The sequence below is a fragment of the Gluconacetobacter diazotrophicus PA1 5 genome, from assembly GCF_000021325.1.
Taxonomy (GTDB): Bacteria; Pseudomonadota; Alphaproteobacteria; order Acetobacterales; family Acetobacteraceae; genus Gluconacetobacter; species Gluconacetobacter diazotrophicus.
The window spans coordinates 344,745-366,876 of sequence record NC_011365.1; the positions used below are offsets into that span (position 1 = coordinate 344,745).

Sequence of the window (22,132 nt, forward strand, 5' to 3'; positions counted from 1 at the left end):
CGCCCTTTTCCCATCTCTTCGGACGTCCGGCCCCGCCGGCCGGACCGTCACGCAGGACCCTGATGACCGACCAGATCAACGTCACCCGCCTTCCCTCCGGCCTGACCGTCGTCACCGAACGCATGGAGCGCGTGGAAACCGTGTCGTTCGGCGCCTATGTCGCCGCCGGCACGTGCAACGAGCATGCCGAGGAAAACGGCGTGTCGCACTTCCTGGAACACATGGCGTTCAAGGGAACGGACAGCCGCACCGCCGCCGGCATCGCCGAGGAAATCGAGAACGTGGGCGGCCATATCAACGCCTACACCGCGCGCGAGCATACGGCCTATTACGTCAAGTTGCTGAAGGAGGACCTGGCACTGGGCGCCGACATCATCGGCGACATCCTGACCCACAGCAGCTTCGCCCCCGACGAGGTCGAGCGCGAGCGCGGCGTGATCCTGCAGGAAATCGGCCAGGCGAACGACACGCCCGACGACATCATCTTCGACCATTTCCAGGAAACCGCCTTCCCCGAACAGCCGATGGGCCGCCCCACCCTGGGCACCGAACCGCTGATCCAGGACATGAGCCGCGAGACCCTGATGCGCTACATGCGCACCCATTACACCACCGCGAACACCGTGATCGCGGCGGCGGGCAACCTGCACCACGCCGATGTGGTGGCCCTGGCCGAACGGCATTTCCGCGACCTGCCGGCGCTGGACAGTTCGACCGGCTTCGATTCCCGCTATCTGGGCGGCGAGTTCCGCAAGGAGAAGGAACTGGACCAGGCCCATGTGGTGCTGGGCTTCCCGTCGGTGGGCTATGGCGACCCGGACTACTATCCGGTCCTGCTGCTCTCGACCCTGCTGGGCGGCGGCATGTCGTCGCGCCTGTTCCAGGAAATCCGCGAGAAGCGCGGGCTGGTCTATTCGGTCTATTCCTTCAACGCTCCGTTCCGCGATGGCGGCCTGTTCGGCATCTATGCCGGCACGGGCGAGGACCAGGCCGACGAACTGATCCCCGTCACGCTGGAGGAGTTGCGCAAGGTGCAGGGCCATGTCGGACAGGACGAGCTGAACCGCGCCCGGGCGCAGTTGAAGTCCTCGCTGCTGATGTCGCTGGAAAGCACCGGCAGCCGGTGCGAACAGCTTGCGCGGCAGTTGCAGGTGTTCGGCCGCCTGATCCCGACCGCCGAAACGGTGGAGCGGATCAACGCCGTCACCATCGCTGACGTGCGGCGGGTGGCCACGCGGCTGTTCCGGGGCAAGCCCACCCTGGCCTCGCTGGGGCCGGTGCGCAACATTCCCGGCATCGCCGCCATTGCCGAGGCCCTGGCGGCATGAGCACCGATCCGCTCGACCTCCTCGGCACCCTGATCGGCAAGGCCCGGGCGGCCGGTGCCGACGCGGCGGATGCCGTCTACATGGCGCGGACCACGCACGGCGTGCAGGTCCGCAACGGCCGGACCGAGGACCTGGAACGGTCCGAGACCAGCGACCTGGGGCTGCGGGTCTTCGTCGGCCGCCGCTCGGCCATCGTCTCGGCCACCAGCCTGGACCCGGAACGCTTCGACCCGCTGGTCGCCCAGGCGCTGGCCATGGCCCGCGTGGTGCCCGAGGACCCGCATTCCGGCCTGTCCCCCGACGCGGTGCAGGGCTTCGTGGACGCGGCGGGGATGGACCTGCTGGACCCGGCGCAGCCCGACACCGCCGCCCTGCTGGACCGCGCGCGCGCGGCCGAGGACGCGGCGGTATCGGTCGCGGGCGTCACCAACAGCAATGGCGGATCGGCCTCGTCGGGCCTGTCCGACATCATCCTGATGACCTCGGCCGGGTTTTCCGGCCGCTACGCCCGCAGCAGCCATTCGGTGTCGGCCAGCGTCCTGGCCGGACAGGGCACCGGCATGCAGCGGGATTACGACTATCACGCGACGGTGCATCTGTCCGATCTGGACGATCCCGCCAAGATCGGGCGCAGCGCCGGCGAGAAGGCGGTGGCCCGGCTGAACCCGACCCGGCCGCGCACCGGCAGCATGGCGGTGGTGTTCGACCCGCGCGTATCCTCCAGCCTGCTGGGCCATCTGGCGGGGGCCGTGAACGGCAGCGCCATCGCCCGGGGCACCTCGTTCCTGAAGGACCGGATGGGGCAGCGGATCATGCCAGCCGGCATCCACATCATCGACGACCCGACGCAGTCGCGCGGCCTGTCAGCCCACCCGTTCGACGGCGAGGGCATGCGCGCGGGCGAACTGGTCATCGTGCAGGACGGGGTACTGATGAACTGGGCGCTGGATTCCCGCAGCGCGCGGCAGGTCGGGCTGCCCGGCAACGGCCGGGCCAGCCGGGGGACCACGGCCCCTCCGGGACCGTCGCTGGGCAGCCTGTATGCCCGGCCCGGCACCGTGACACCGGCCGCGCTGATGGCGGACATTGCCGAGGGCATCTACGTGACCGAACTGATGGGATCGGCCATCAACGGCCTGACCGGCGATTACAGCCGGGGCGCCTCCGGCTTCATGATCCGTGGCGGCACGCTGGCCGAACCGGTTGCCGAATTGACCATCGCCGGCAACCTGAACGACATGTTTGCCCGCATGGTCCTGGCGGACGATCTGGTATTCCGCCGTGGCATCAACGCGCCCACGATCCGGATCGACGATCTGATGATCGCCGGTTCCTGACCCAGCGATACGGGATGGACAGATCCATGAGCACACCGACCACGCCCGCCCGTCCGCCCCGCCCCCGTCGCGCGGCGATCCTGCTGCTGGGCACCGCGTTGGCCGCGCTGCCGCTGCTGGGCCTGCCGCAGGGCGCCGACGCGCGTCCGGGCAGCGGCCTGTCGATGGGCAGCCGGGGATCGCGCACCTATAGCGCCCCCGCCCCGACGACGACCTCGCCCTACGGCGCCGCGCCGATGCAGCAATCGATCATGCCGCGATCGGCCCCGGGCTATGGCGGCGCGCCGTCGGCCTTTCCCCGCTCGCCCTATGGCGTGCCGTACGGCTCGCCCTACGCGGCCCGGCCGCATCCGTTCGCCAACGGGTTCCTGGGCGGGTTGCTGGGCGCGGGCCTGTTCGGCGTGCTGTTCGGACACGGGATCGCGGGCGGGCTGCATGGCGGCGGCAGCTTCCTGGGTTTCCTGATCCAGCTTGTCCTGCTGTTCCTGCTGGTCGGCTGGCTGGTGCGCCGGTTCGGCGGTGGCGCGCGCAGGACGGCGCCCATGCCCGCCGCCCCCTATGGCCAGGGCCCGTCCGCCGATCAGGTCACGATCACGCCGGACGATTACCGGGCATTCCAGCGCCTGCTGCTGGATATCCAGGCGGCATGGAGCCAGCGGAACCTGCCGGCGCTGCAACACATGGCGACGCCCGAAATGGTGGGCTATTTCAACGCCCAGTTGTCCGACCTGGCCAGCCGCGGCGCGCGCAACGTGGTGTCGGACGTGCGCTTCGAACAGGGCGACCTGTCGGAAGCGTGGAGCGAGAACGGCTTCGACTACGCCACCGTGGCCATGCGCTATTCGATGGTGGACATCACCACCGACATGACGGGACGGGTCATCGACGGCAGTTCGACAGAACGGGTGATGGTGACCGAACTCTGGACCTTCGTCCGCCCGACGCGCGGCGGGGCGTGGCTGCTGTCCGCGATCCAGCAGGGCCGGTAGTACCTCCCCCCAGAAATTCGCGAGCGAATTTCACAGGCAAGGCAGATCGCGATGAGGTGAATCACCTGATCCCGTGAAAATGCCCGCAAAACCACGCAATGGAGCATTTTATCAGAGTCTGGTCTGATAAATTGCTCTGGACACATCAATACCTGAAAGACCTGTCGATCTCTGAAATTCGCACGCGAATTTCAGAGGCAGGATAAGCGCGACCGATCACGAGATCCGGCAATTACCGGTCCAGATCGCAGAGGCGCAACCTCCATTCTTTTTTTATTTTGCATACGAACCCACTGGACGCCACATCAATTTCTAATACCAACGGTTATAGGTACTGACCCGTGTGTGCCCATTTCCTGAGTCCGATGGATCGGATGGTGTCAGGCAGGGCGGCAAGCTTGTTCCAGGCGGAACAGGCGGCGTCGATGATATGATCGATGCCGTCGAAGACGGTGTTGGACAGCCAGTTGGCGCGCAGGAACTGCCAGACATTTTCGACCGGGTTCAGTTCGGGCGCGCGGGACGGCAGGAAGATCAGGCTGATATTGCGGGGCAGCTTCAGCTTGTCGGTGGTATGCCATCCTGCGCGATCGAGCAGCACGACGGCGTGGGCACCGCGGACGACGCAGCGCGAGATTTCCTCGATGTGCAGTTGCATGCTGGCGGTGCCGATGAACGGGAGCGCCAGGCCGGCGGCTTTGCCACGCGCCGGACAGATCGCGCCGAACAGCCAGGCATTCTCGTAGCGCTGATCAGCCGGCTGGCGTGGCCGCGTGCCACGCCGGGCCCATTGTCGGACGATGCCGTTCTTCTGGCCGATCCGGGCCTCGTCCTGGAACCAGATCTCGATCGGCTTGCCCTTGGGCAGATGGCCGGTATGGGCATTCAGGATGCGGGGGAAGTTTTTTTGAATGCCTCCATGACGCCAGCGTCCTGACCCGGGTGACGTGGCCGGGCGCTGACATAGGAAAAACCAAGCCGTTTCAGTAGAGTGGACACATGACGCTCATGATAGACGACGCCGAAGCGCTCTTCGATCACGCGTTGCAGATCGACCCGGCGCCAGCGCACCACGCCATCGCGCTGCCGATCCGGGCCTGCCTCGACCAGGGCCTTCAATTCGGTCTGCTGTGCGACACTCAGACGGCAGGCCGGCCCTGCGTGCAGATGATCGCGCAGGCCATCCGGCCCTTCAGCATTGAAGCGGTGAACCCAGTCCCGCAGCGTCTGGCGGTCCATGCCGCCTACGCGGGCCGCATCGGTGCGGCTGGCCCCGTCACGGATCGCCGCCAGGGCCAGAAGCCGGCGCGCAGCGTTCGCCTGCCGGCTGCGCGCCGCAAGTCGCCTCAGCTCAGAGGCCGAATAGTCATCCCGTAGCTTCACCGCTCTCGTCATCTGCCAGATCCTCCCAAAATCAAGAGAATCAGAGCCGGCGCCGTTCGTCACTTCACACACGAGTCAGTGGCTACGGCCTTTGGTATAAATAGCTTTTATTCACCACAACGAAAAAACATCGATGCAATTCCATTCTTGCCTAAAAATATATGGAACATTCCCAATATCGACCTTGGCAGCGTAATGCATTTCATTTCTGGACTTCCCCGCTCGGGCTCGACGCTGCTGGCGGCCATCCTGCGACAGAACCCCCGCTTCAGCGCGTCCATGAGCAGCCCTGTCTGCGGCCTGGTCCGCAAGCTGCTGGACGGGATGAGCGCCAATAGCGAATTCGCGTCCTTCATCACCGACGAACAGCGCCGGCGCATCCTGCGCGGGGTGTTCGAAAATTATTACGGCGACAATTTCACGTCCCGAACCGTGTTCGACACCAACCGGGCCTGGAGCAACTGCCTGCCTCTGCTGGGCGACCTGTTCCCCGGCTGCCGGGTCATCGCCTGCGTGCGCGACGTGCCCTGGATACTGGACAGTATCGAACGGCTGGTCCGCCGGAACTGCCTGGCGGCGTCGGGCATGTTCAATTTCGATTCCGCCGGCTCGGTCTATACGCGGGCCGAGGCCGTGGCACGGGCCGACGGCATGCTGGGCTACGGCTACAACGCCCTGAAGGAAGCCTTCTATGGCGAGCATGTTAATTTCTGCTGAGATTTGACCCTGGGTTTTCATCGAGAACTGACCCGGCCTTTGGTTATCTCTGCTATGTTTTATGGGCTGGTCAAGCGGTTGCCTTTTCCTTCCGGTTCCTGGGGGCGGCGGAGCTTGCGCGGAACCGGTAGCTGTCATTTCCGGTTTCGAGGATATGACAGTGGTGGGTAAGGCGATCGAGCAGGGCTGTCGTCATTTTGGGATCACCGAAGACTTCGCCCCATTCGCTGAAGCTCAGATTGATGACGCTGGTGCGCTCGTAGAGACGGCTGAGGAGATGGAACAGCAGGGCACCGCCTGATGCGCTGAACGGCAAATAGCCAAGTTCGTCCAGGATCACGAGATCGAGGCGCAGGAGACGTTCCGCGATCTGTCCTGCGCGATTGGCGGTTTTTTCCTGTTCGAGGGCGTTGACGAGGTCGACCGTGGACCAGAACCGTATCTTCTTGCGGTGATGTTCGATCGCCTGCACGGCAAGTGCGGTGGCCAGATGGGTCTTGCCGGTTCCTGGGCCACCAATGAGGACGACGTTGTCGGCACGGTCGATGAAATCCCCGGCATGGAGTTGACGGACCATGGCCTCGTTGACCTCGGCGGCCGAGAAATCGAACCCTGCCAAATCTTTGTAGGCCGGGAACCTGGCAGTCTTGGTTTGATAGGCGATGGAGCGCACCTCTCGCTCGGCGAGTTCCGCCTTCAAAAGCTGGGAGAGGACGGGGATGGCGGCCTCGAATGCCGGCGCACCCTGTTCGGTCAGTTCGGCCGTGGCCTGGGCCATGCCATACATCCGCAGGCCGCGCAGCATGACGACGAGGGCACCGGCCGCGGGATCATGACGCATGACGGGCCTCCCCGCGCAGGGCGTCATACCGTCCGGTATCGGCCTGAGGCTCGCGTTCGAGCACCAATGCCTGCGGCGCGTCGAGCCTGGGTGCTCCTGTTTTCTTGGCGTCCGTCAGACGATGCAACGTATTGAGGACGTGTGTCTTGGTGGCTACTCCCTCCTCGAGCGCGAGTTCAACCGCGCAAAGCACGGCCTGCTCATCATGCTGCAGCACCAGGGCGAGGATCTCGACCATTTCCCGGTCGCCGCCCGTGCGCCGGAGGAGGTGCGTCTGCAGCGTCCGGAACGCCTCGGGCAATTCAGAGAAGGGCGCGCCATTGCGCAAGGCCCCGGGTTTGCGCTGGAGCACCGCCAAGTAATGCCGCCAGTCATAGATCGTGCGACCGGGCACGCCGTGGGACCGCTCGACGATCCGGGGATGTTCGCATAGGATCCGCCCCTCGGCCGCGATCACCAACCGGTCGGGATAGACGCGCAGGCTGACCGGCCGATTGGCAAAAGAGGCGGGCACACTGTAGCGGTTGCTTTCGAACTGCACGAGGCAAGTCGGCGAAACCCGTTTGGTATGTTCGACGAACCCGTCGAACGGGCGCCCTGGAACCATCAGGTGAGGCACTTCCGCCGCATGGGCCTCGGCGAGGCTGCCGGGCAATTCGACATGCCTCAAGATAGTCCAACGTTCCCGGCAACGCGCCTCGAGCCAGACGTTCAGGGAGGCCAGATCAGGAAAATGCGGCATCTCCTGCCAGATCTGCCGCCGGGCGTCCTGGACGGTCTTCTCGATTTGACCTTTCTCCCAACCCGCTGCCGGATTGCAGAACTCCGCCTCGAACAGATAATGGCTCACCAGGGCCGAAAAACGCAGATTGACCTGGCGGACCTTGCCGGGCCCAACCCGGTCCACGGCGGTTTTCATATTGTCAAAAATACCTCGACGCGGCACCCCGCCCAAAACGCGAAAGGCTTCCGTCAGCGCGTCGAACAGCATCTCGTGAGTCTGGAGCGGATACGCCCGCAGAATGAAGGCCCGGCTGTAGGACAGCTTGGTGTGGGCGACCTGCAGCTTGACGCGCCGCCCCCCGATCACCGCCCAGTCCTCTCCCCAGTCGAACTGGAAGGCCTCTCCGGGTTGAAAGCGCAACGGAACGAACACGCCGCGTCCCGTCGTCTGCCGCGCCCTTTGCTGTTCCGCCTTCCAGTTCCGGATAAAGGCCGCAACCCGTCCATACGATCCGTCATAACCCAGCGCTACAAGATCCACATGCAGGCGCCGCCCCGTGCGGCGCTGCTTGCGCGACTTTGACGTCTCCAGAGCAAGCCAGGTCGCCAGTTTCTCCGCAAACGGGTCCAGCCGGCTCGGACGCTCGGCAACCTTGAACTGCGGCTCAACCGTCTCCGCCCGGAGATACTTGCGGATCGTGTTGCGCGACAATCGCGTCCGACGCTCAATCTCGCGGATCGGTACATGATCCCGGTAATGCCACCGCCGGATCACACTCAACAATTCCATGCTGATCACTCCTTTAACCCCCGGACAGTTGCTCCGGGGAAGTGTCAGACACGGGTCAATTCTCAATGAAAATTTCCGCCCCTACAGGGTCAGTTCTCGCTGGAAATCAACAGCCACGCCTTCGGCCTGACCACGCCGACCACGCGCGAGGCGTTCCTGGCCGGCGGCAATGCGTTCGACGTCGCGGGCGTGCCGCTGTCCACCGACGCGGCGGTGCTGAAGGCGGGGCTGCAGGCGAAGCTGACCGACAGGCTGAATGTCGGCCTCTCCTATGTCGGGCAGTATGGCGACCATTCCACCGACAGCGGCCTGACCGGTAACGTCAAGGTCACGTTCTGATCCACCTGGCTGTGGCCCGGACGGGCCACGGCTTTCACGCCTGAAAGTCGGCTATGAAACTTTTCACTCCTGTCCCGCTGGTCGCCGTCATCGGGGGCGCGGCGGCCGCTCTCACCCTCGGCGTGGCCTATTCCGGGCATTCCGGTCCGGGCGTGGCCCAGGCCTCGACGCATGGCGCCGCATCCGCGGTTCCGGCCAGCACGCCGGCGACGGCGGCCCCGGCCGCCGCACCGGCCGCTTCACCGGCGGAACTGTCGCAATCTTCGGGACAATGGACCTATCGGTGCCTCTATGCCCAGGCTCCGGCCACAGGACCGGCTCTGTGCACGATCGAACAGCACCTGATCGTTCAGAACCCGCAGAAGAAGGCCGTGCAGGTCGGTGACGTGCTCTTCAGCCGGAGCAGGACCGCCGGGGGCAGCCTGTCGGCAACCTATCAACTGACACTGCAGACGCCGCTGATGGTATCGCTGGTCCGGCCGCCCACCATTGCCATCGACGACGGCGCGCCGGTGGCGCTGACATGGCAGGTCTGTACAGCCAATGGCTGCATCGCCCGTATGGCGCCCCTTCCCGATGCCGTCCTGTCGAGCGCGCGGCACGGCAAGACCGGGCATATCCAGATCGGAACTGTCCAGGGTGGCGCGGTGACGATCAATTTCGAACTCGCCGGCCTCGATACGGCCGTGACGACACTCGATAGCTGGGCCCACCGACAAAGCCCGTCATAGAATGGGGTGCAGGGCGTCACGCCCTGCCGGGTCCGGGCAGCGCCCGGCCTTCACTTCATCACAAGCGGACCAGCGCCAGCCCGTAGAATACGGCCGCCAGGGCCAGCAGCGTGATCGCCACGCCGTAAATACGGCCGCGATGGCGTCGGACGAATTCGGTGGCTTCGGCGTCCGTCAGGGAATGTGGCTGATTCATCGCCCGCCCCTATCGCATGATCAGGAAGTGGTCGGCCAGCAGTCCGCAGAACAGCAGGAACAGGTAGGCCAGGGAATAGCGGAACGCCCGACGCGCCGGCCGGTCGCCCGTCAGGCTGACGCCGGCCTCGTCCTGTCGATCCGTCAACACGCCAACCGCGCAGGCGACGAACCCGGCATCCAGCAGCGACGCGACACCGGTATAGAGCCAGCCCGCCTGATGCAGAAACGACGGCACCAGCGACACCGCCGACAGGATCAGCGTGTAGAACAGGATCTGCCACCGCGTATGCCGCGCACCCCGCACGACCGGCAGCATCGGGATTCCGGCGCGACCGTAATCCTTGCAGGCATACAGCGACAGCGACCAGAAATGCGGCGGGGTCCAGAGAAAGACGATGGCGAACATTACCACCGGCAGCACGCCCAGCGACCCGGTGGTGGCGGCCCACCCGATCATCGGCGGGAATGCGCCCGCGGCCCCGCCGATCACGATGTTCTGCGGCGTCGAACGCTTCAGCCACATCGTGTAGATCACGGCATAGAAGAAGATCGAGAACGCCAGGATAAACGCCGCCAGGGCGTTGGCTGCCAGCCACATCAGCAGGACCGACGCCACCGACAGGCCGATGCCGAAGCCCAGCGCCTGGTCGTCACGAATGCGGCCGTCAGGGATCGGGCGCCGCGCGGTGCGGGTCATCACCGCGTCGATGTCGCGGTCATACCACATGTTGATGGCACCGGCGGCCCCGGAGGCCATGCAGATGCACAGGATGCTGACAGCGGCGATCAGCGGATTGATCGGTCCCGGCGCCATGGCCAACCCGGCCGCGCCGGTGAACACGACCAGCGAAATCACCCGCGGCTTCAGCAGCGCGAACCAGTCGCGGGCCTCGGTTCCGACCAAAGCGGCGTCGAAACGGGTTACGGCGCCTTCGGTGGTTGCCGCGCCGCTCACGCCCGTGCTCCGTGGGCCAGGATACCGGCGAAGGAGTCACGCGGTGCGGGCGACGGCACCGTCCATTCCAGGGTCCGGGCACCCGGCCCCCAGTAATTCGCGGCCAGCGGACGCGTGCGTCCCGCCAGCGTCAGGGCGATGGCGGCGACGAAGGCCAGCATCGACAGGCCCAGCAGCACCACGCCGGTCGATACGAAAGCCGGCTGATGCGGAGCCAGCAACAGGATGCTGCCCCCCACCGCCAGCGCGACATGCAGCCGGCCGGCCCGTTCGGGGCAGGCGCGGCCCGTCATCTTGCCGATCCAGTAATAAAAACCGGCGAATGTCGCGAACAGCGCGGCCGGCAGCGCCACGGCATGCCCGGCCGCCGGACCGCCCAGCAGCGCCAGGACCGGCCCCGCGACCAGCAGCACAGCAAAGGCGCAGGCCCACAGCATCGGCACGCGGAAAGCCGCCCGCCCGCCCAGGACGGTGGCGCCCCAGGCCGCCAGCAGGACCAGCATGGGCACCGCGATCGTCGCCTGTTCGATCAGGGGCCGCACGACGGATTGCACGGCCAGCCCATCAGCGAACAGGTCATGCACCCAGATGGTCGCACCCCCCACGGACAGGACGACCATGGCCCCCAGCGCCGCGCCACGCAGCCGCAGGGCGACGCCTGAAAAGGTTTCGACCACCTGGCATACGATGCCCGCGGCCGGCAGCAGCAACAGGCCGATTTCGGGACCCGAAAAGGCGCGCAACGCCAGTTCGGCCTGCCGCCCGCCGGTACCGGCCAGCAGGCCGCGCGTCAGCGAGGCCGCCAGCACCGGCAGCACGATCACCATCATCATCCCGGTCAGCGCCTGCGCCCAGGCGAACAGCGGCATGTCGCGCAGCGCCATACCGGGGCGGCGCATGTTCAGCACCGTCGCGACCATGTCGATCGACAGGCCCAGCATCGCGGCACACCACAGCAGCATGCCCGGCGCCGTCGCCATCCCGGACAGGACCAGCGCGAAGCTGACGGCCAGGCCGGCCCAGCACAGCAGGTTCAGCCGGCGGAACGCCATATCCGGCGCCCCCAGCAGCAGCGGCACGAACCAGGACCCGAACCCGCCGGTCAGGGCCGGCAGGGCACAGAACAGGATCATCAGCGCGCCGTGATCGATCGTCATGCGGTGCCACGGGGCGGAGGCGGCCCCGTCCAGCCCAGCCTGACCGACCTGCAGCAGAAGCGCGAGGCCGCCGCCCGCCAGCCCCGCCAGCACGGCCAGGACCAGATACAGGCTTCCGACCGTCTTGTGGCCGCATGCGCGGTTCCATCGCGCCGGGAAGCCACCGGTTCCGATCCCTGCCCGAACCTGCCCGTCAGTCGGCATGCGCCTCTTCTCCTGCGATAACGGACCGCGCCAGGCGGTCTTCCTCAAAGCGCGATGATTTTACCGGAGCGTGCCTGCAAAGACGAGCCCCGAGGAGCCCGCATCCGGCATGGCCGCCATTCCCGCCCCGCCGACGCGGCGGGCCGGCCATGTCAGCCGGCCATGGTTTCGACCGAAGGCGCCGCGCCGTCACGCGGCAGCGTCACCAGCGTGAACAGCCCGGCGGGGGGCACGGACTGGATCGTCGCCTGCGCCAGGTCGGCCGGCGGCAGGAGGGATTCGATGGCGAAATCGGGATGCCAGCCCAGCGAGTGCGAGGCCCGCGCCATGCCGCGTTCCACCGCCAGCCGCACGCCGCCCGTGGCCAGGAAATGATTGACGAACAGGATGTGGCCACCCGGCCGCACCACGCGCTTCAGCTCGCACAGCAGCCGGCGCGGATTAGGCACGACCGAGGCCACGAACATCGCGACCGCGATGTCGAACGAGCCATCGGCGAAGCGCGTCTCCTCGGCATCCATTTCCAGCAGCGCGTCGACATTGCGCAGGTTCATCCGCGCCACGCGCTGACGCGCCCGGTCCAGCATGTCCCCCGACAGGTCGATGCCGGTGATGCGCTTGTCGGATCGGTAATGGGGCAGCGCCAGGCCGGTGCCGACCCCCACTTCCAGCACCGCCGAGCCGGGCAGGCCGTTGACCGCCGCGACCGCGCGCTTGCGCCCGAAGGCCGAGACCCCGCCGAACAGGGCGTCATACACGCCCGCCCAGCGGCGATAGGCGGCTTTCACGGCTTCGGCATCAAGGGCCGAACGCGGCGCGGGGGCATAGCCACCCGCGATGCCGGCCGCGGAACCCGTCTCGGCGGGGGCGTCTTGAAGAACTTCGCTCATCAGGAGTCCTCTCTGCCCTGCCGGGCGATTGTCTTCAAGTGGCCGTCGCACCAAAGTCCGCTGTCGCGCCGCAAAATGCCTGCCCTTCCCATTTGTTCGTGCCACCTTGGCCGCATCCCCTCGCCCACCCGATCAAGCCCCGCCATCCAGCCGGCGCAGGATGCAGTCCCAGATCAGGCCCGCCGAGTTGATATCATCGAACCGGTCTATTTCCTGCAGGCCGGTCGGCGACGTCACATTGATCTCGGTCAGCCAGTCGCCGATCACGTCGATCCCGACGAAGATCAATCCCTTTTCACGCAGCATCGGTCCGATCGCCTCGCAGATCTCGCGGTCGCGCGGGGTCAGTTCCACCTTCGCCGCCTTGCCGCCCACATGCATGTTCGACCGGGCCTCGCCCTGCGCGGGAACGCGGTTGATGGCACCGATCGGCTGGCCGTCCGCCAGGATGATACGCTTGTCGCCGCGCCGGACCGCGGCCTCGTACCGCTGGATCATCAGGGGCTCGCGCGAGCGGGCGAAATGCATCTCCAGCAGGGAATTCAGGTTTTCGTCATCCTCACGGATGCGGAAGACGCCCGCGCCGCCATTGCCGAACAGCGGCTTGACGATGATGTCCCGCCACTGGGCGCGGAAATCGCGGATGGCTTGGACGTCCCACGTCACCAGCGTGGGCGGCATCAGGTCGGGATAATGCGTGACCAGCAGCTTTTCCGGCGCGTTGCGCACCGATTCCGGGTCGTTGACCACCAGCGCCCGGCCCGGGCCGGTACCGTGGACATGTTCCAGCATATGCGTGGCGGTAATATAGGCCATGTCGAACGGCGGGTCCTGACGCATCAGGATCACGTCCATCCCCGACAGGTCCAGCACCCGTTCCTCGCCCAGCGCCGCGTGATCGCCCGCCACGCGCTGGACGCGTGCGGGGCGCGCCCGTGCGGTCAGCCGCTCGGTTCGCGTGCCGCCAGCATGCCCGTCGGTGCGTCCCTCGCGCAGGCTCAGGCCCTGCACATGGTAGACGAACAGTTCGTATCCCCGGGCCTGCGCCTCCAGCATCAGGGCAAAGGTGGAGTCGCCATTGATGTCGATCCCGGCGAGGGGATCCATCTGTACGGCGACCTTCAACGGGCGGGACATGGACGCAGCCTCCGGCGACGATTCGGACCGCGGACGACGAACGGCGCCATCCGCCCCTGCTTCTTAGTCGAATTTCTTTGCAACGAAAAATCTCATACCATTTCAGCCGGGGCGGGATAGGCAATCCGCAGGATTTCGATCATCTCGGCCCCCGCCGGAGTCAGCAGACGGACCTCGTCCCCCACCCGGCCGCCCAGCAGCGCACGGGCCACGGGCGATGCCAGGCTGACCTGGCCCGCCGCCAGGTCGGATTCATCCACGCCCACGATGACGACCGTCCGTTCGGTATCGTCCTCGGTCACATAGGTGACGGTCGCACCGAAGAACACGCGGTCACGCCGGGTCTGGGCGGCGGGATCGACCACGATCGCCTTTTCGATCCGACGGGTCAGGAAGCGCACGCGCCGGTCGATCTCGCGCAGGCGCTTCTTGCCGTACAGGTAGTCGCCATTTTCCGACCGATCGCCATTGCCCGCCGCCCAGGACACGATATCGACGATCCGGGGCCGTTCATCGCGCAGCAGCGCGTTCAGTTCCCCCCGCATCGCCGCCATGCCCGCGGGCGTGACATAACGCGACACCCCCTCCAGCCGCCGGGGTGCCGCATCGTCGTCATCATTGTCGTCGTCACTCATCGCAAAACAGGCCTCGATGTTGGTCCGGAAACGTGGGCTGGTGAGCGCGAGCGCCACGAAGCGCAGGAAACACGCGTCGGATCGCCACCAGCGCGCGTTTCCGGACCAACATCCTAACAGGCCATCAGGGCGATGCGGATATGTCCCTCCAGCTTTGCGCCGGGGGCCAGGACATGCACGCCCCGATCGATGACGCCGGAATGGTTGAACGCGTCGTTCATGTTCGTCACCGGCTCGACGGCGATGAAGGGTTTGTCCGGCGGGGTGAACAGGACCAGGTGACGGAACGGATCGTCGGCCTCGATCGTCAGGGCCAGCCCTTCGTTCGGCCAGCGCAGGAAGGCCGCGCGTTCCCACCCCGCATAGCAATTGTCGATATCCTGCGTGGTGACGGCATGCATATGCTCGAACGACCAGTCCCCCGTCGCCGGCACGCGCAATGCGGGCAGGTGGTGTTCGTCGTTCGTCCAGACCGTTTCGGCAGCAAAGCCCAGTTGCAGGCCGCTGCGCCGGGGAAAATAGGGGTGGAAACCCATTCCCACCGGCTGGGACCGCAGGTCGGTGTTTTCGATCAGCATACCGATCGACAGGCTGTCCTCGCGCAGGTCGAAGCGCAGTTGCGCACGATAGGCGAAGGGCCACTGGCCGATCACCTGGCCCGTCACCTGCTCGTAGGGGGGATGCCAGTCCAGCACCAGTGTCGCACTGTCGTCGGCCAGCAATTCCAGTTGCCACGGATGCTCCCAGCCATTCCCGTGGAGGGTATTGGACTCGCCGCCAAAATTGGGCTTCATCCGATACTCGGTACCCTCGAACCGGAAATGGCCGTTGGCCACGCGATTGGAGAACGGAACCAGCGGATAGCCCGAAACCGCCCGGCCCCGCTGCGCCAGCAGGTTGGCGTCGCTGACGGCGTGCAGCACGCAGATGTCGCGGCTCTTCCAGTAGGCGACGGCACCCCCCAGTTCGGGCAGCAATCCCAGCCGGCCCGTTCCGGCAGTCAGTTCGATCATTCCGTTCGTTCTCCCGCGTCGCCGGTTGCGTTGCCGTGACGACGTCTTTCTATCGTCCCCCACCTCGGCGGCGCGGTCCACGCCCCTTGGACGGATCATATCCGCCGCCGCCCGGCCCCAACGGCTCGGGTCCCTTGCCCGCCTTGCGCCGGGGCGGCCGCCCGGTGCCTGCCGTCGAGACGGGCACCGGTACCGGGTCCAGTCCCAGTTCCAGCGCCTCCAGCCGCTTGATCTCGTCGCGCAGCCGCGCCGCGGTTTCGAATTCCAGGTCCGCCGCCGCCGCGCGCATCCGCTTTTCCAACTCGGCGATCGCGCTGCCCAAATCCTTGCCGACGAATTCCGCGACATCCCCATCCTTCGTGGGCGCGACGGTGACGTAATCCTGCTCGAACACCGAAGACAGGGCCTCGCCGATCTGCTTGCGGACCGATTGCGGCGTGATCCCGTGCGCCGCGTTCCAGGCCGACTGCTTTTCCCGCCGCCGCGCCGTTTCCTCGATGGCGTAGCGCAGGCTGTCGGTCATCTTGTCGGCATAGAGCACGACGCGCCCGTCCACGTTGCGCGCCGCGCGCCCGATCGTCTGGACCAGCGAGGTGCGCGAGCGCAGGAAGCCCTCCTTGTCCGCGTCCAGGATCGCGACCAGCGAACATTCGGGAATGTCCAGCCCCTCGCGCAGCAGGTTGATGCCGATCAGAACGTCGAACGCGCCCAGGCGCAGGTCGCGGATGATTTCGATCCGTTCCAGCGTATCGACGTCCGAATGCAGGTAGCGGACGCGAATCCCGGCCTCGTTCATGTAATCGGTCAGGTCCTCGGCCATGCGCTTGGTCAGGGTCGTGACCAGCACCCTCCCCCCTGCTGCGATGGTCAGGCGGCATTCCGCCAGCAGATCATCGACCTGCCGTTCCACCGGGCGGATATCGGTCACCGGGTCGATCAGCCCGGTGGGGCGGATGACCTGTTCGGCAAAGACGCCGCCCACGCGTTCCATTTCCCACGGGCCGGGGGTGGCGCTGACGAAGATCGTCTGCGGCCGGAACAGGTCCCATTCCGCGAATTTCAGCGGCCGGTTGTCCAGGCAGGACGGCAGGCGGAAGCCGAATTCCGACAGGATGGACTTGCGCGCGAAATCCCCCCGCTCCATGCCGCCGATCTGCGGCACGGTGACGTGGCTTTCATCGACGATCAGCAGCGCGTCCTCGGGCAAATATTCGAACAGGGTCGGCGGCGGATCGCCGGGCTGGCGGCCGGACAGGTAGCGGGAATAATTCTCGATTCCCTTGCACACCCCGGTGGTCTCGATCATCTCCAGGTCGAACGTGGTGCGCTGCTGCAACCGCTCGGCCTCCAGCAGCTTGCCCTCTTCCGTCAGGTCGTTCAGGCGCTGGCGCAGTTCATGCTTGATGCCGATCACCGCCTGGTTCAGCGTGGGGCGCGGCGTGACATAATGGCTGTTGGCGTAGATGCTGACCTCCTGCAGGTCGCCGGTCTTGTCGCCCGTCAGCGGATCGAATTCGGTGATGGCGTCGATTTCGTCGCCGAACAGCGAGATCCGCCAGGCCCGGTCCTCGTTCTGCACCGGGAACACGTCCACGCTTTCACCGCGCACGCGAAAGGTTCCGCGCTGGAAGGCCGCGTCGTTGCGCCGGTATTGCAGGTCCACCAGCGCCTTGACCAGCCGGTCGCGGTCGATCTCCCCCCCGACCTCCAGCCGCACCACCATGCGCGAATAGGTTTCGACCGAGCCGATACCGTAGATGCACGACACCGAGGCCACGATGATGACGTCGTTGCGTTCCAGCAGCGCCTGGGTCGCGGCGTGGCGCATACGGTCGATCTGTTCGTTGATCTGGCTGTCTTTTTCGATATAGGTGTCCGAGCGCGGGACATAGGCCTCGGGCTGGTAGTAATCGTAGTAGCTGACGAAATATTCCACCGCGTTGTCGGGGAAGAACTGCTTCATCTCGCCATAGAGCTGGGCCGCCAGCGTCTTGTTCGGCGCCAGGATCAGGGTGGGTTTCTGCGTCGCCTCGATGATCTTGGCCATCGTGAAGGTCTTGCCCGACCCGGTAACGCCCAGCAGCACCTGGTCGCGCTCGCCGCCTTCGACCCCCGCCACCAGTTCGCCGATGGCACGCGGCTGGTCGCCCGCCGGTTCGTAGGGCGACTGGATGGTCAGTCGCCGCGTCTTCTCCTTCGGCGGCTGCCGTTCGGGCTGGAAGGTCACGATCTCGTCCGACGGATCGGGACGGCGGGTCTTCTTGCTGGCGGGCGCGGGCATAGTTGCGGACTGTGGGGATCGCGCGACCCGGACGCAAGGCCCATCGCACGCACACCCGCCCCCCGCCGCAATTCGGCCTTGGCATCTCGCCCGCGCGGCCTACACTCGCGGGATGGACGGTTCCATCCCCCCTTCCGGCAGCCCGCCCACGCCGTTCGTCCGCGTGATCGACCTGGAAACCAGCGGGCGGAATGCCGCCGATGGCGGGATCGTCGAAATCGGCTGGCAGGATGTCGCCCGGGACGCCGACGGCACCTGGGCCCTGGCCGGCCCACCCGGGGCGCGCCTGACCCACCCGGGCGGCCCCATCACGCCGCAGACCATGGCGATCCATCACATTACCGACGCGCACGTGCGCGACGCCCCGCCCTTTGCCGAGATCGCGCCCGACATCCTGCACCCGGCGGACCGGCCGGCGGCGATGGCGGCCCATCGCGCCAGTTTCGAACAGGGCTGGATTCGCGGCAGCCTGCCGCCTGCCCTGACGACCGGACTGCACTGGATCTGCACCTATAAATGCGCGCTGCGGCTGTGGCCCGACGAACCGGGACATTCCAACCAGGGCCTGCGCCATTCCCGCCGGCCTGCCGGGCTGGAGCGCGCACTGGGCGACCCGCCGCACCGCGCCGGGCCCGATGCCTATGTCACGGCGCACCATCTGCGCGACATGCTGGCGCTGGCCACGGTGGAGCAGTTGCTGCGCTGGTCGCGCGAACCCGCCCTGCTGACCCGTGTGCCGCACGGCCCGCTACGCGGCCGCCAGATCCGCAACCTGGCGACCGGCGACCTGGACCGGCTGCTGGCCGAGGACCGCCGACGCGGCCCCGACCTGGCCTTCACCCTGCGCACCGAACGCGCGCGCCGCGCCGGGCTAAACGAGACGACGCTAGCGCCGCCGGTTCAGCAGGCCTTTCGCTTTTAACGACGGCTTCGTAAGCCCCGCCGAGGGGCGTCTCAGTTCTGTCCAATTTTCGATCAGGATCTTGAGCGCCCATAGGATGCAGCCAAATCCGATGGCGAACAGGATCGAGCCTGCCGGGTCGCCGACATGTCGGCCAACGACATTCCCTGAAACAACGATTAAGCTTCCGGACTGGGACCATAAGACGATCGCCCGGCGCTCCCTGGTCCATCCGGAGAGCGGCCGGGAAAGTGGCGGCGACAACGGCTCCCTGTCCGCGTCGGACGTTTCATTCATGCGGATCAGGCCTCGATCGGCGTCGGCACTCCGGCAACCCGAATAGCCTCCGCCTGCCGGGCCGCCAGTTGCGCCGCGTCGAAATCGGCGATCAGTTCCTGGAACAGCCGGTACCAGTTCAATTTCGCGCCCAGGCGCAGGAACACGCTGCCCAACCCGATGGCGGAGCGGTCCACCAGCACGAATTCGCGCGGCGGGCGCACCCCGCCCGTGCGCTTCAGTCCGGCATAGACGCGTTCGGCCACCGCGCGGCCGAATTGCGGGTCGTCATTTTCCTGGATGGGACGCACCCGGTCCTGCATCAGCGGTTCGTAGATGAAGCGGGCCCATTCATTGAGGATCCGCATCGTCTCGCGCGACATGTTGGTAAAGCCCCAGGCCTGATAGGCGTGATAGGCCAGGTCCTCGTCATTGCGTTCCAGCGCGCGGTACAGGTCGATGATGCCCTGCACGAACCTAGCCGGGAAGATCCGGATCGCGCCCAGGTCCAGCAGGTTCAGCCCGTAATCGCCCCGCACGGTGAAATTGCCCATGTGCGGGTCGCCATGGATGACGCCGTAACGGTACAGCGGCACGTACCACGCATGGAACAGCGCGCGCGCCATGGCATTGCGCTGGTCCTGCGACGGGTTGGTGTCCAGGACCTTCTGCACCCCGCGGCCCTCCAGCCAGTCCATGACCAGCAGCCGCCGGGTCGTCATGTCCTCGACCGGGGCGGGCACGCTGACATCGGGCCGATCGGCCAGCATCAGGCGATAGAGCCGCAGGTTCGCGGCCTCGCGCAGGTAATCCAGTTCCTCGCGCAGGCGCGCTTCCAGTTCCACCAGCACGTCATCCTGCTGGATGGTACTGTCGATCCGGTAATACAGGCCCACCGCCATGCGGAACTGCCGCAGGTCGGAATCCACCGTGGCCTGCATGTCGGGATATTGCAGCTTGCACGCCACCAGCCGCCCGTCGGGCAGGACGGCCCGATGCACCTGGCCCAGGCTGGCGGCGGCCGCGGCCTCGTGCTCGAAGGTGCGGAAGCGCCGTTCCCAGTCGCGGCCCAGTTCGCTGGCCATGCGCCGGCGCACGAAGCTCCATCCCATCGCGGGGGCATTGGCCTGGAGCTGCGCCAGTTCCACGGCATATTCCTCGGGCAGGGCACCGGGAATGGTGGACAGCAGTTGCGCGCCCTTCATCAGCGGCCCCTTCAGCCCGCCAAGGATGGATTTCAGGTCGCCGGCATGGGCCGTCCGGTCGGTCCGGATGCCCATCTTGTGCCCCGCGATCCGCGCCGCGATGCCGCCGACGGCGCCCGAGGTCCGCACCATCCGGCGGAATTCGCCGAACAGCCCGGTATTGTCGAGATCCCGTTCTTCCGCCACGTCAGGCACGCTCCAGCTCGTCGATAAATCCGGCAATCACATCCAGCCCCTTGCGCCAGAATCCGGGATCGGCCGCATCCAGCCCGAACGGCGCCAGCAATTCGCGATGCCGCATGGTGCCGCCCGCGCGCAGCATGTCCAGATATTTGTCCTGGAAGCCCGCATGCCCGGACTGGAACACGCCATAGAGCGCATTCACCAGGCAATCCCCGAACGCATAGGCATACACGTAGAACGGAGAGTGAATGAAATGCGGGACATAGGTCCAGTAGACGTCATAGTCCGGGGTGAAGTTGAACGCCGGTCCCAGGCTTTCGGTCTGGACCTGCCGCCAGATGGCGCCGATCCGTTCGGGCAGCAATTCGCCCGATTTCCGCTCGGCATGCACCAGGGTCTCGAACCGGTAGAATGCGATCTGGCGGACGACGGTGTTCAGCATGTCCTCGACCTTGGCCGCCAGCATCAGCCGGCGGCGCGCGGGGTCGGTCTCGGCATCCAGCAGCGCGCGGAAGGTCAGCATTTCGCCGAACACGCTGGCGGTCTCGGCCAGGGTCAGCGGCGTGCCCGACATCAGGTAGCCATGGGGTGCGGCCAGCACCTGGTGCACGCCGTGCCCCAGTTCGTGCGCCAGGGTCATCACGTCGCGGGTACGGCCGTGATAGTTCAGCAGCAGATAGGGATGGACCGACGGCACCGTGGGGTGGGCGAACGCGCCCGACGCCTTGCCCGGCGCGGGTGCGGCATCGATCCACGCATGGTCGAAGAACCGGCGCGCGACGGTGCCCATGCGCGGGTCGAACGCCTCATAGGCCGCCAGCACCTGCCGCGTGGCCTGGTCCCATGGGATGATCCGGTCGTCGGCCGACGGCAGGGGGGCGTTGCGGTCCCAATGTTCCAGCTTCTCCAGCCCCAGCCATTTCGCCTTCAGGGCGTAATAGCGGTGGGACAGACGCGGGTAGTCGGTCGTCACGGCCTGGACCAGCGCGTCCACGACCTCGTCCTCGACCATGTTGCTGCGGTTGCGGTAGGAGCCCGGGCGCGGATAGTGACGCAGCGAATCGGAAATCGCCTTGTCCTTGGCCAGCGTGTTGGTGATCAGCGAAAACAGCCGGATATTGTCGCCGAACACGGCGCCGATGGCGCGGGCCGCCCGTTCGCGCACCGCGCGGTCCGGGTCCGACAGCCGGTTCAGCGCCTCGCCGACCGTAAGCCGGCTGTCGTCCAGCGGGATACGCAGGCCGGCCATCGTCTCGTCGAACAGGCGGCACCACGCCGCCGCCCCGGTGACCGATTTCTCGTGCAGGACCTGCTCGATCTCGTCGGACAATTGATGCGGGCGGAAGACGCGCAGGTCGCGCAGGAACGGCGCCCAGACCGCCAGCGCCGGGTCGGCCAGCCGCGCCGCCATCTCGTCGTCGCCGATGCGGTTCAGTTCCAACGTGAAGAACAGCAGATGGGTCGAGATATCCGTCAGCCGCTCGTTCACCGATTGCGAGAACCGGCCGATCGCGGCATCGGACGAATCGCCGGCGAACAGCAGTTGCGCATAGGACGCGGCACGGCCCAGCACCTCGTCGATCCGCTGGTATTCGGCGATCGCCTCCGCCAGCGCGGCCGGCGAGGCCCCGGCCAGGCGCCCGCGCCAGACATCGGCGAACGCGGCCGCGTCCGCTTCCGCCTGGTTCAGGTCGGTCCGCAGCCTGTCCGATTCGGGGCTGTCATACAGGTCGCCCAGGTCCCAGCGCGGCAGGTCCCCGGCCGTGCCGGCCGTCGCCCCGCCCTCGGCCTCGCGCCCGCACCGGCCCCCGCACGGGCCGTCGATCCAGGCGGAAAGATTCTGTCCAGACATCGATGCGCCTCCACCCTGCTGTCCCGCGTTCGCGGTGACCGTATCCTGCCTAACATCTAATGCGGAA

At 66.5% G+C, this 22,132-nt stretch carries 20 protein-coding genes; 7 read left to right on the top strand and 13 right to left on the bottom strand.

Annotated features, from left to right (window positions below):
• Positions 1–62: 62 nt before the first annotated feature.
• Genes GDIA_RS01580 through GDIA_RS01590 form a run of 3 tightly spaced genes read left to right on the top strand, consistent with a single transcriptional unit; the run spans position 63 to position 3,654 of the window.
• The gene (locus tag GDIA_RS01580; protein WP_012225833.1) at positions 63–1,328 is read left to right on the top strand and encodes a M16 family metallopeptidase; all 1,266 of its coding nucleotides are present in this window, start codon (positions 63–65) and stop codon (positions 1,326–1,328) included.
• The gene (locus GDIA_RS01585; protein WP_012225840.1) at positions 1,325–2,665 is read left to right on the top strand and encodes a TldD/PmbA family protein; all 1,341 of its coding nucleotides are present in this window, start codon (positions 1,325–1,327) and stop codon (positions 2,663–2,665) included. Before GDIA_RS01580 ends, GDIA_RS01585 begins: the two co-directional genes overlap by 4 nt.
• A gap of 26 nt (positions 2,666–2,691) precedes the next feature.
• Entirely contained in the window at positions 2,692–3,654 is a 963-nt protein-coding gene (locus tag GDIA_RS01590; protein ID WP_012553059.1) for a Tim44 domain-containing protein, read from the top strand.
• 325 nt (positions 3,655–3,979) lie between these two features.
• On the opposite strand, the gene GDIA_RS18140 is transcribed toward GDIA_RS01590, so the two are convergent.
• A protein-coding gene (locus GDIA_RS18140) for an IS630-like element ISGdi5 family transposase (RefSeq protein ID WP_012553060.1) occupies positions 3,980–5,049 on the bottom strand; the annotation gives its coding sequence in 2 pieces (ribosomal slippage) (positions 3,980–4,563 and positions 4,563–5,049; 1,071 coding nt in all).
• A gap of 183 nt (positions 5,050–5,232) precedes the next feature.
• Here GDIA_RS18140 and GDIA_RS01605 point away from each other — a divergent pair.
• Positions 5,233–5,754 carry a sulfotransferase gene (locus GDIA_RS01605; protein ID WP_012225843.1) on the top strand — a complete coding sequence of 174 codons (522 nt, stop codon included), beginning with the start codon at positions 5,233–5,235 and terminating at the stop codon, positions 5,752–5,754.
• A gap of 70 nt (positions 5,755–5,824) precedes the next feature.
• Here the strand turns inward: GDIA_RS01605 and istB are convergent, their stop codons facing one another.
• Together istB and istA are read right to left on the bottom strand one after the other, a co-directional pair.
• The gene (gene istB, locus GDIA_RS01610; protein ID WP_012553061.1) at positions 5,825–6,595 is read right to left on the bottom strand and encodes an IS21-like element ISGdi17 family helper ATPase IstB; all 771 of its coding nucleotides are present in this window, start codon (positions 6,593–6,595) and stop codon (positions 5,825–5,827) included.
• Positions 6,585–8,108 carry an IS21-like element ISGdi17 family transposase gene (istA, locus tag GDIA_RS01615; protein WP_012226833.1) on the bottom strand — a complete coding sequence of 508 codons (1,524 nt, stop codon included), beginning with the start codon at positions 8,106–8,108 and terminating at the stop codon, positions 6,585–6,587. The genes istB and istA overlap by 11 nt, the downstream gene beginning before the upstream one ends.
• A 156-nt stretch (positions 8,109–8,264) precedes the next feature.
• Between istA and GDIA_RS18145 the strand changes: the two genes are divergently transcribed.
• Together GDIA_RS18145 and GDIA_RS01620 are read left to right on the top strand one after the other, a co-directional pair.
• Complete coding sequence (locus tag GDIA_RS18145; RefSeq protein ID WP_231854322.1) at positions 8,265–8,447, top strand: autotransporter outer membrane beta-barrel domain-containing protein; 183 nt, start codon at positions 8,265–8,267, stop codon at positions 8,445–8,447.
• Positions 8,448–8,500: 53 nt separating this feature from the next.
• The gene (locus GDIA_RS01620; protein WP_012225848.1) at positions 8,501–9,178 is read left to right on the top strand and encodes an invasion associated locus B family protein; all 678 of its coding nucleotides are present in this window, start codon (positions 8,501–8,503) and stop codon (positions 9,176–9,178) included.
• A gap of 58 nt (positions 9,179–9,236) precedes the next feature.
• Here GDIA_RS01620 and GDIA_RS19385 read toward each other — a convergent pair whose 3' ends face one another.
• From GDIA_RS19385 to uvrB, 8 genes are all read right to left on the bottom strand, one after another.
• The gene (locus tag GDIA_RS19385; RefSeq protein WP_012225849.1) at positions 9,237–9,374 is read right to left on the bottom strand and encodes a cytochrome c oxidase system small membrane protein; all 138 of its coding nucleotides are present in this window, start codon (positions 9,372–9,374) and stop codon (positions 9,237–9,239) included.
• A 9-nt stretch (positions 9,375–9,383) separates the two neighbouring features.
• Positions 9,384–10,331, bottom strand: coding sequence for a heme o synthase (locus GDIA_RS01625; protein WP_012225851.1), 948 nt, complete (start codon positions 10,329–10,331; stop codon positions 9,384–9,386).
• Positions 10,328–11,692: a cbb3-type cytochrome c oxidase subunit I gene (locus GDIA_RS01630; protein WP_012553062.1), complete on the bottom strand. Its 1,365-nt coding sequence runs from the start codon at positions 11,690–11,692 to the stop codon at positions 10,328–10,330. The genes GDIA_RS01625 and GDIA_RS01630 overlap by 4 nt, the downstream gene beginning before the upstream one ends.
• 152 nt (positions 11,693–11,844) lie before the next feature.
• Complete coding sequence (locus GDIA_RS01635; RefSeq protein ID WP_012553063.1) at positions 11,845–12,582, bottom strand: class I SAM-dependent methyltransferase; 738 nt, start codon at positions 12,580–12,582, stop codon at positions 11,845–11,847.
• A 132-nt stretch (positions 12,583–12,714) separates the two neighbouring features.
• A complete protein-coding gene (gshB, locus tag GDIA_RS01640; protein WP_012225856.1) occupies positions 12,715–13,719 on the bottom strand; it encodes a glutathione synthase in 1,005 nt (334 codons plus the stop codon).
• Between the two features lie 92 nt (positions 13,720–13,811).
• Entirely contained in the window at positions 13,812–14,354 is a 543-nt protein-coding gene (gene greB / locus GDIA_RS01645) for a transcription elongation factor GreB (protein ID WP_012553064.1), read from the bottom strand.
• Positions 14,355–14,467: 113 nt separating this feature from the next.
• Positions 14,468–15,367, bottom strand: coding sequence for an aldose 1-epimerase (locus GDIA_RS01650; protein ID WP_012225860.1), 900 nt, complete (start codon positions 15,365–15,367; stop codon positions 14,468–14,470).
• Between the two features lie 49 nt (positions 15,368–15,416).
• The gene (gene uvrB, locus GDIA_RS01655) at positions 15,417–17,648 is read right to left on the bottom strand and encodes an excinuclease ABC subunit UvrB (RefSeq protein WP_012225862.1); all 2,232 of its coding nucleotides are present in this window, start codon (positions 17,646–17,648) and stop codon (positions 15,417–15,419) included.
• Positions 17,649–17,760: 112 nt separating this feature from the next.
• On the opposite strand from uvrB, the gene GDIA_RS01660 reads away from it, so the two are divergent.
• Complete coding sequence (locus GDIA_RS01660; RefSeq protein WP_012225864.1) at positions 17,761–18,570, top strand: exonuclease domain-containing protein; 810 nt, start codon at positions 17,761–17,763, stop codon at positions 18,568–18,570.
• A 281-nt stretch (positions 18,571–18,851) separates the two neighbouring features.
• Here the strand turns inward: GDIA_RS01660 and GDIA_RS01665 are convergent, their stop codons facing one another.
• Both GDIA_RS01665 and GDIA_RS01670 read right to left on the bottom strand, forming a co-directional pair.
• A complete protein-coding gene (locus tag GDIA_RS01665) occupies positions 18,852–20,216 on the bottom strand; it encodes an ABC1 kinase family protein (RefSeq protein ID WP_012225868.1) in 1,365 nt (454 codons plus the stop codon).
• Between the two features lies 1 nt (position 20,217).
• Positions 20,218–22,065: a M3 family oligoendopeptidase gene (locus GDIA_RS01670; RefSeq protein WP_012225870.1), complete on the bottom strand. Its 1,848-nt coding sequence runs from the start codon at positions 22,063–22,065 to the stop codon at positions 20,218–20,220.
• Positions 22,066–22,132: the final 67 nt, after the last annotated feature.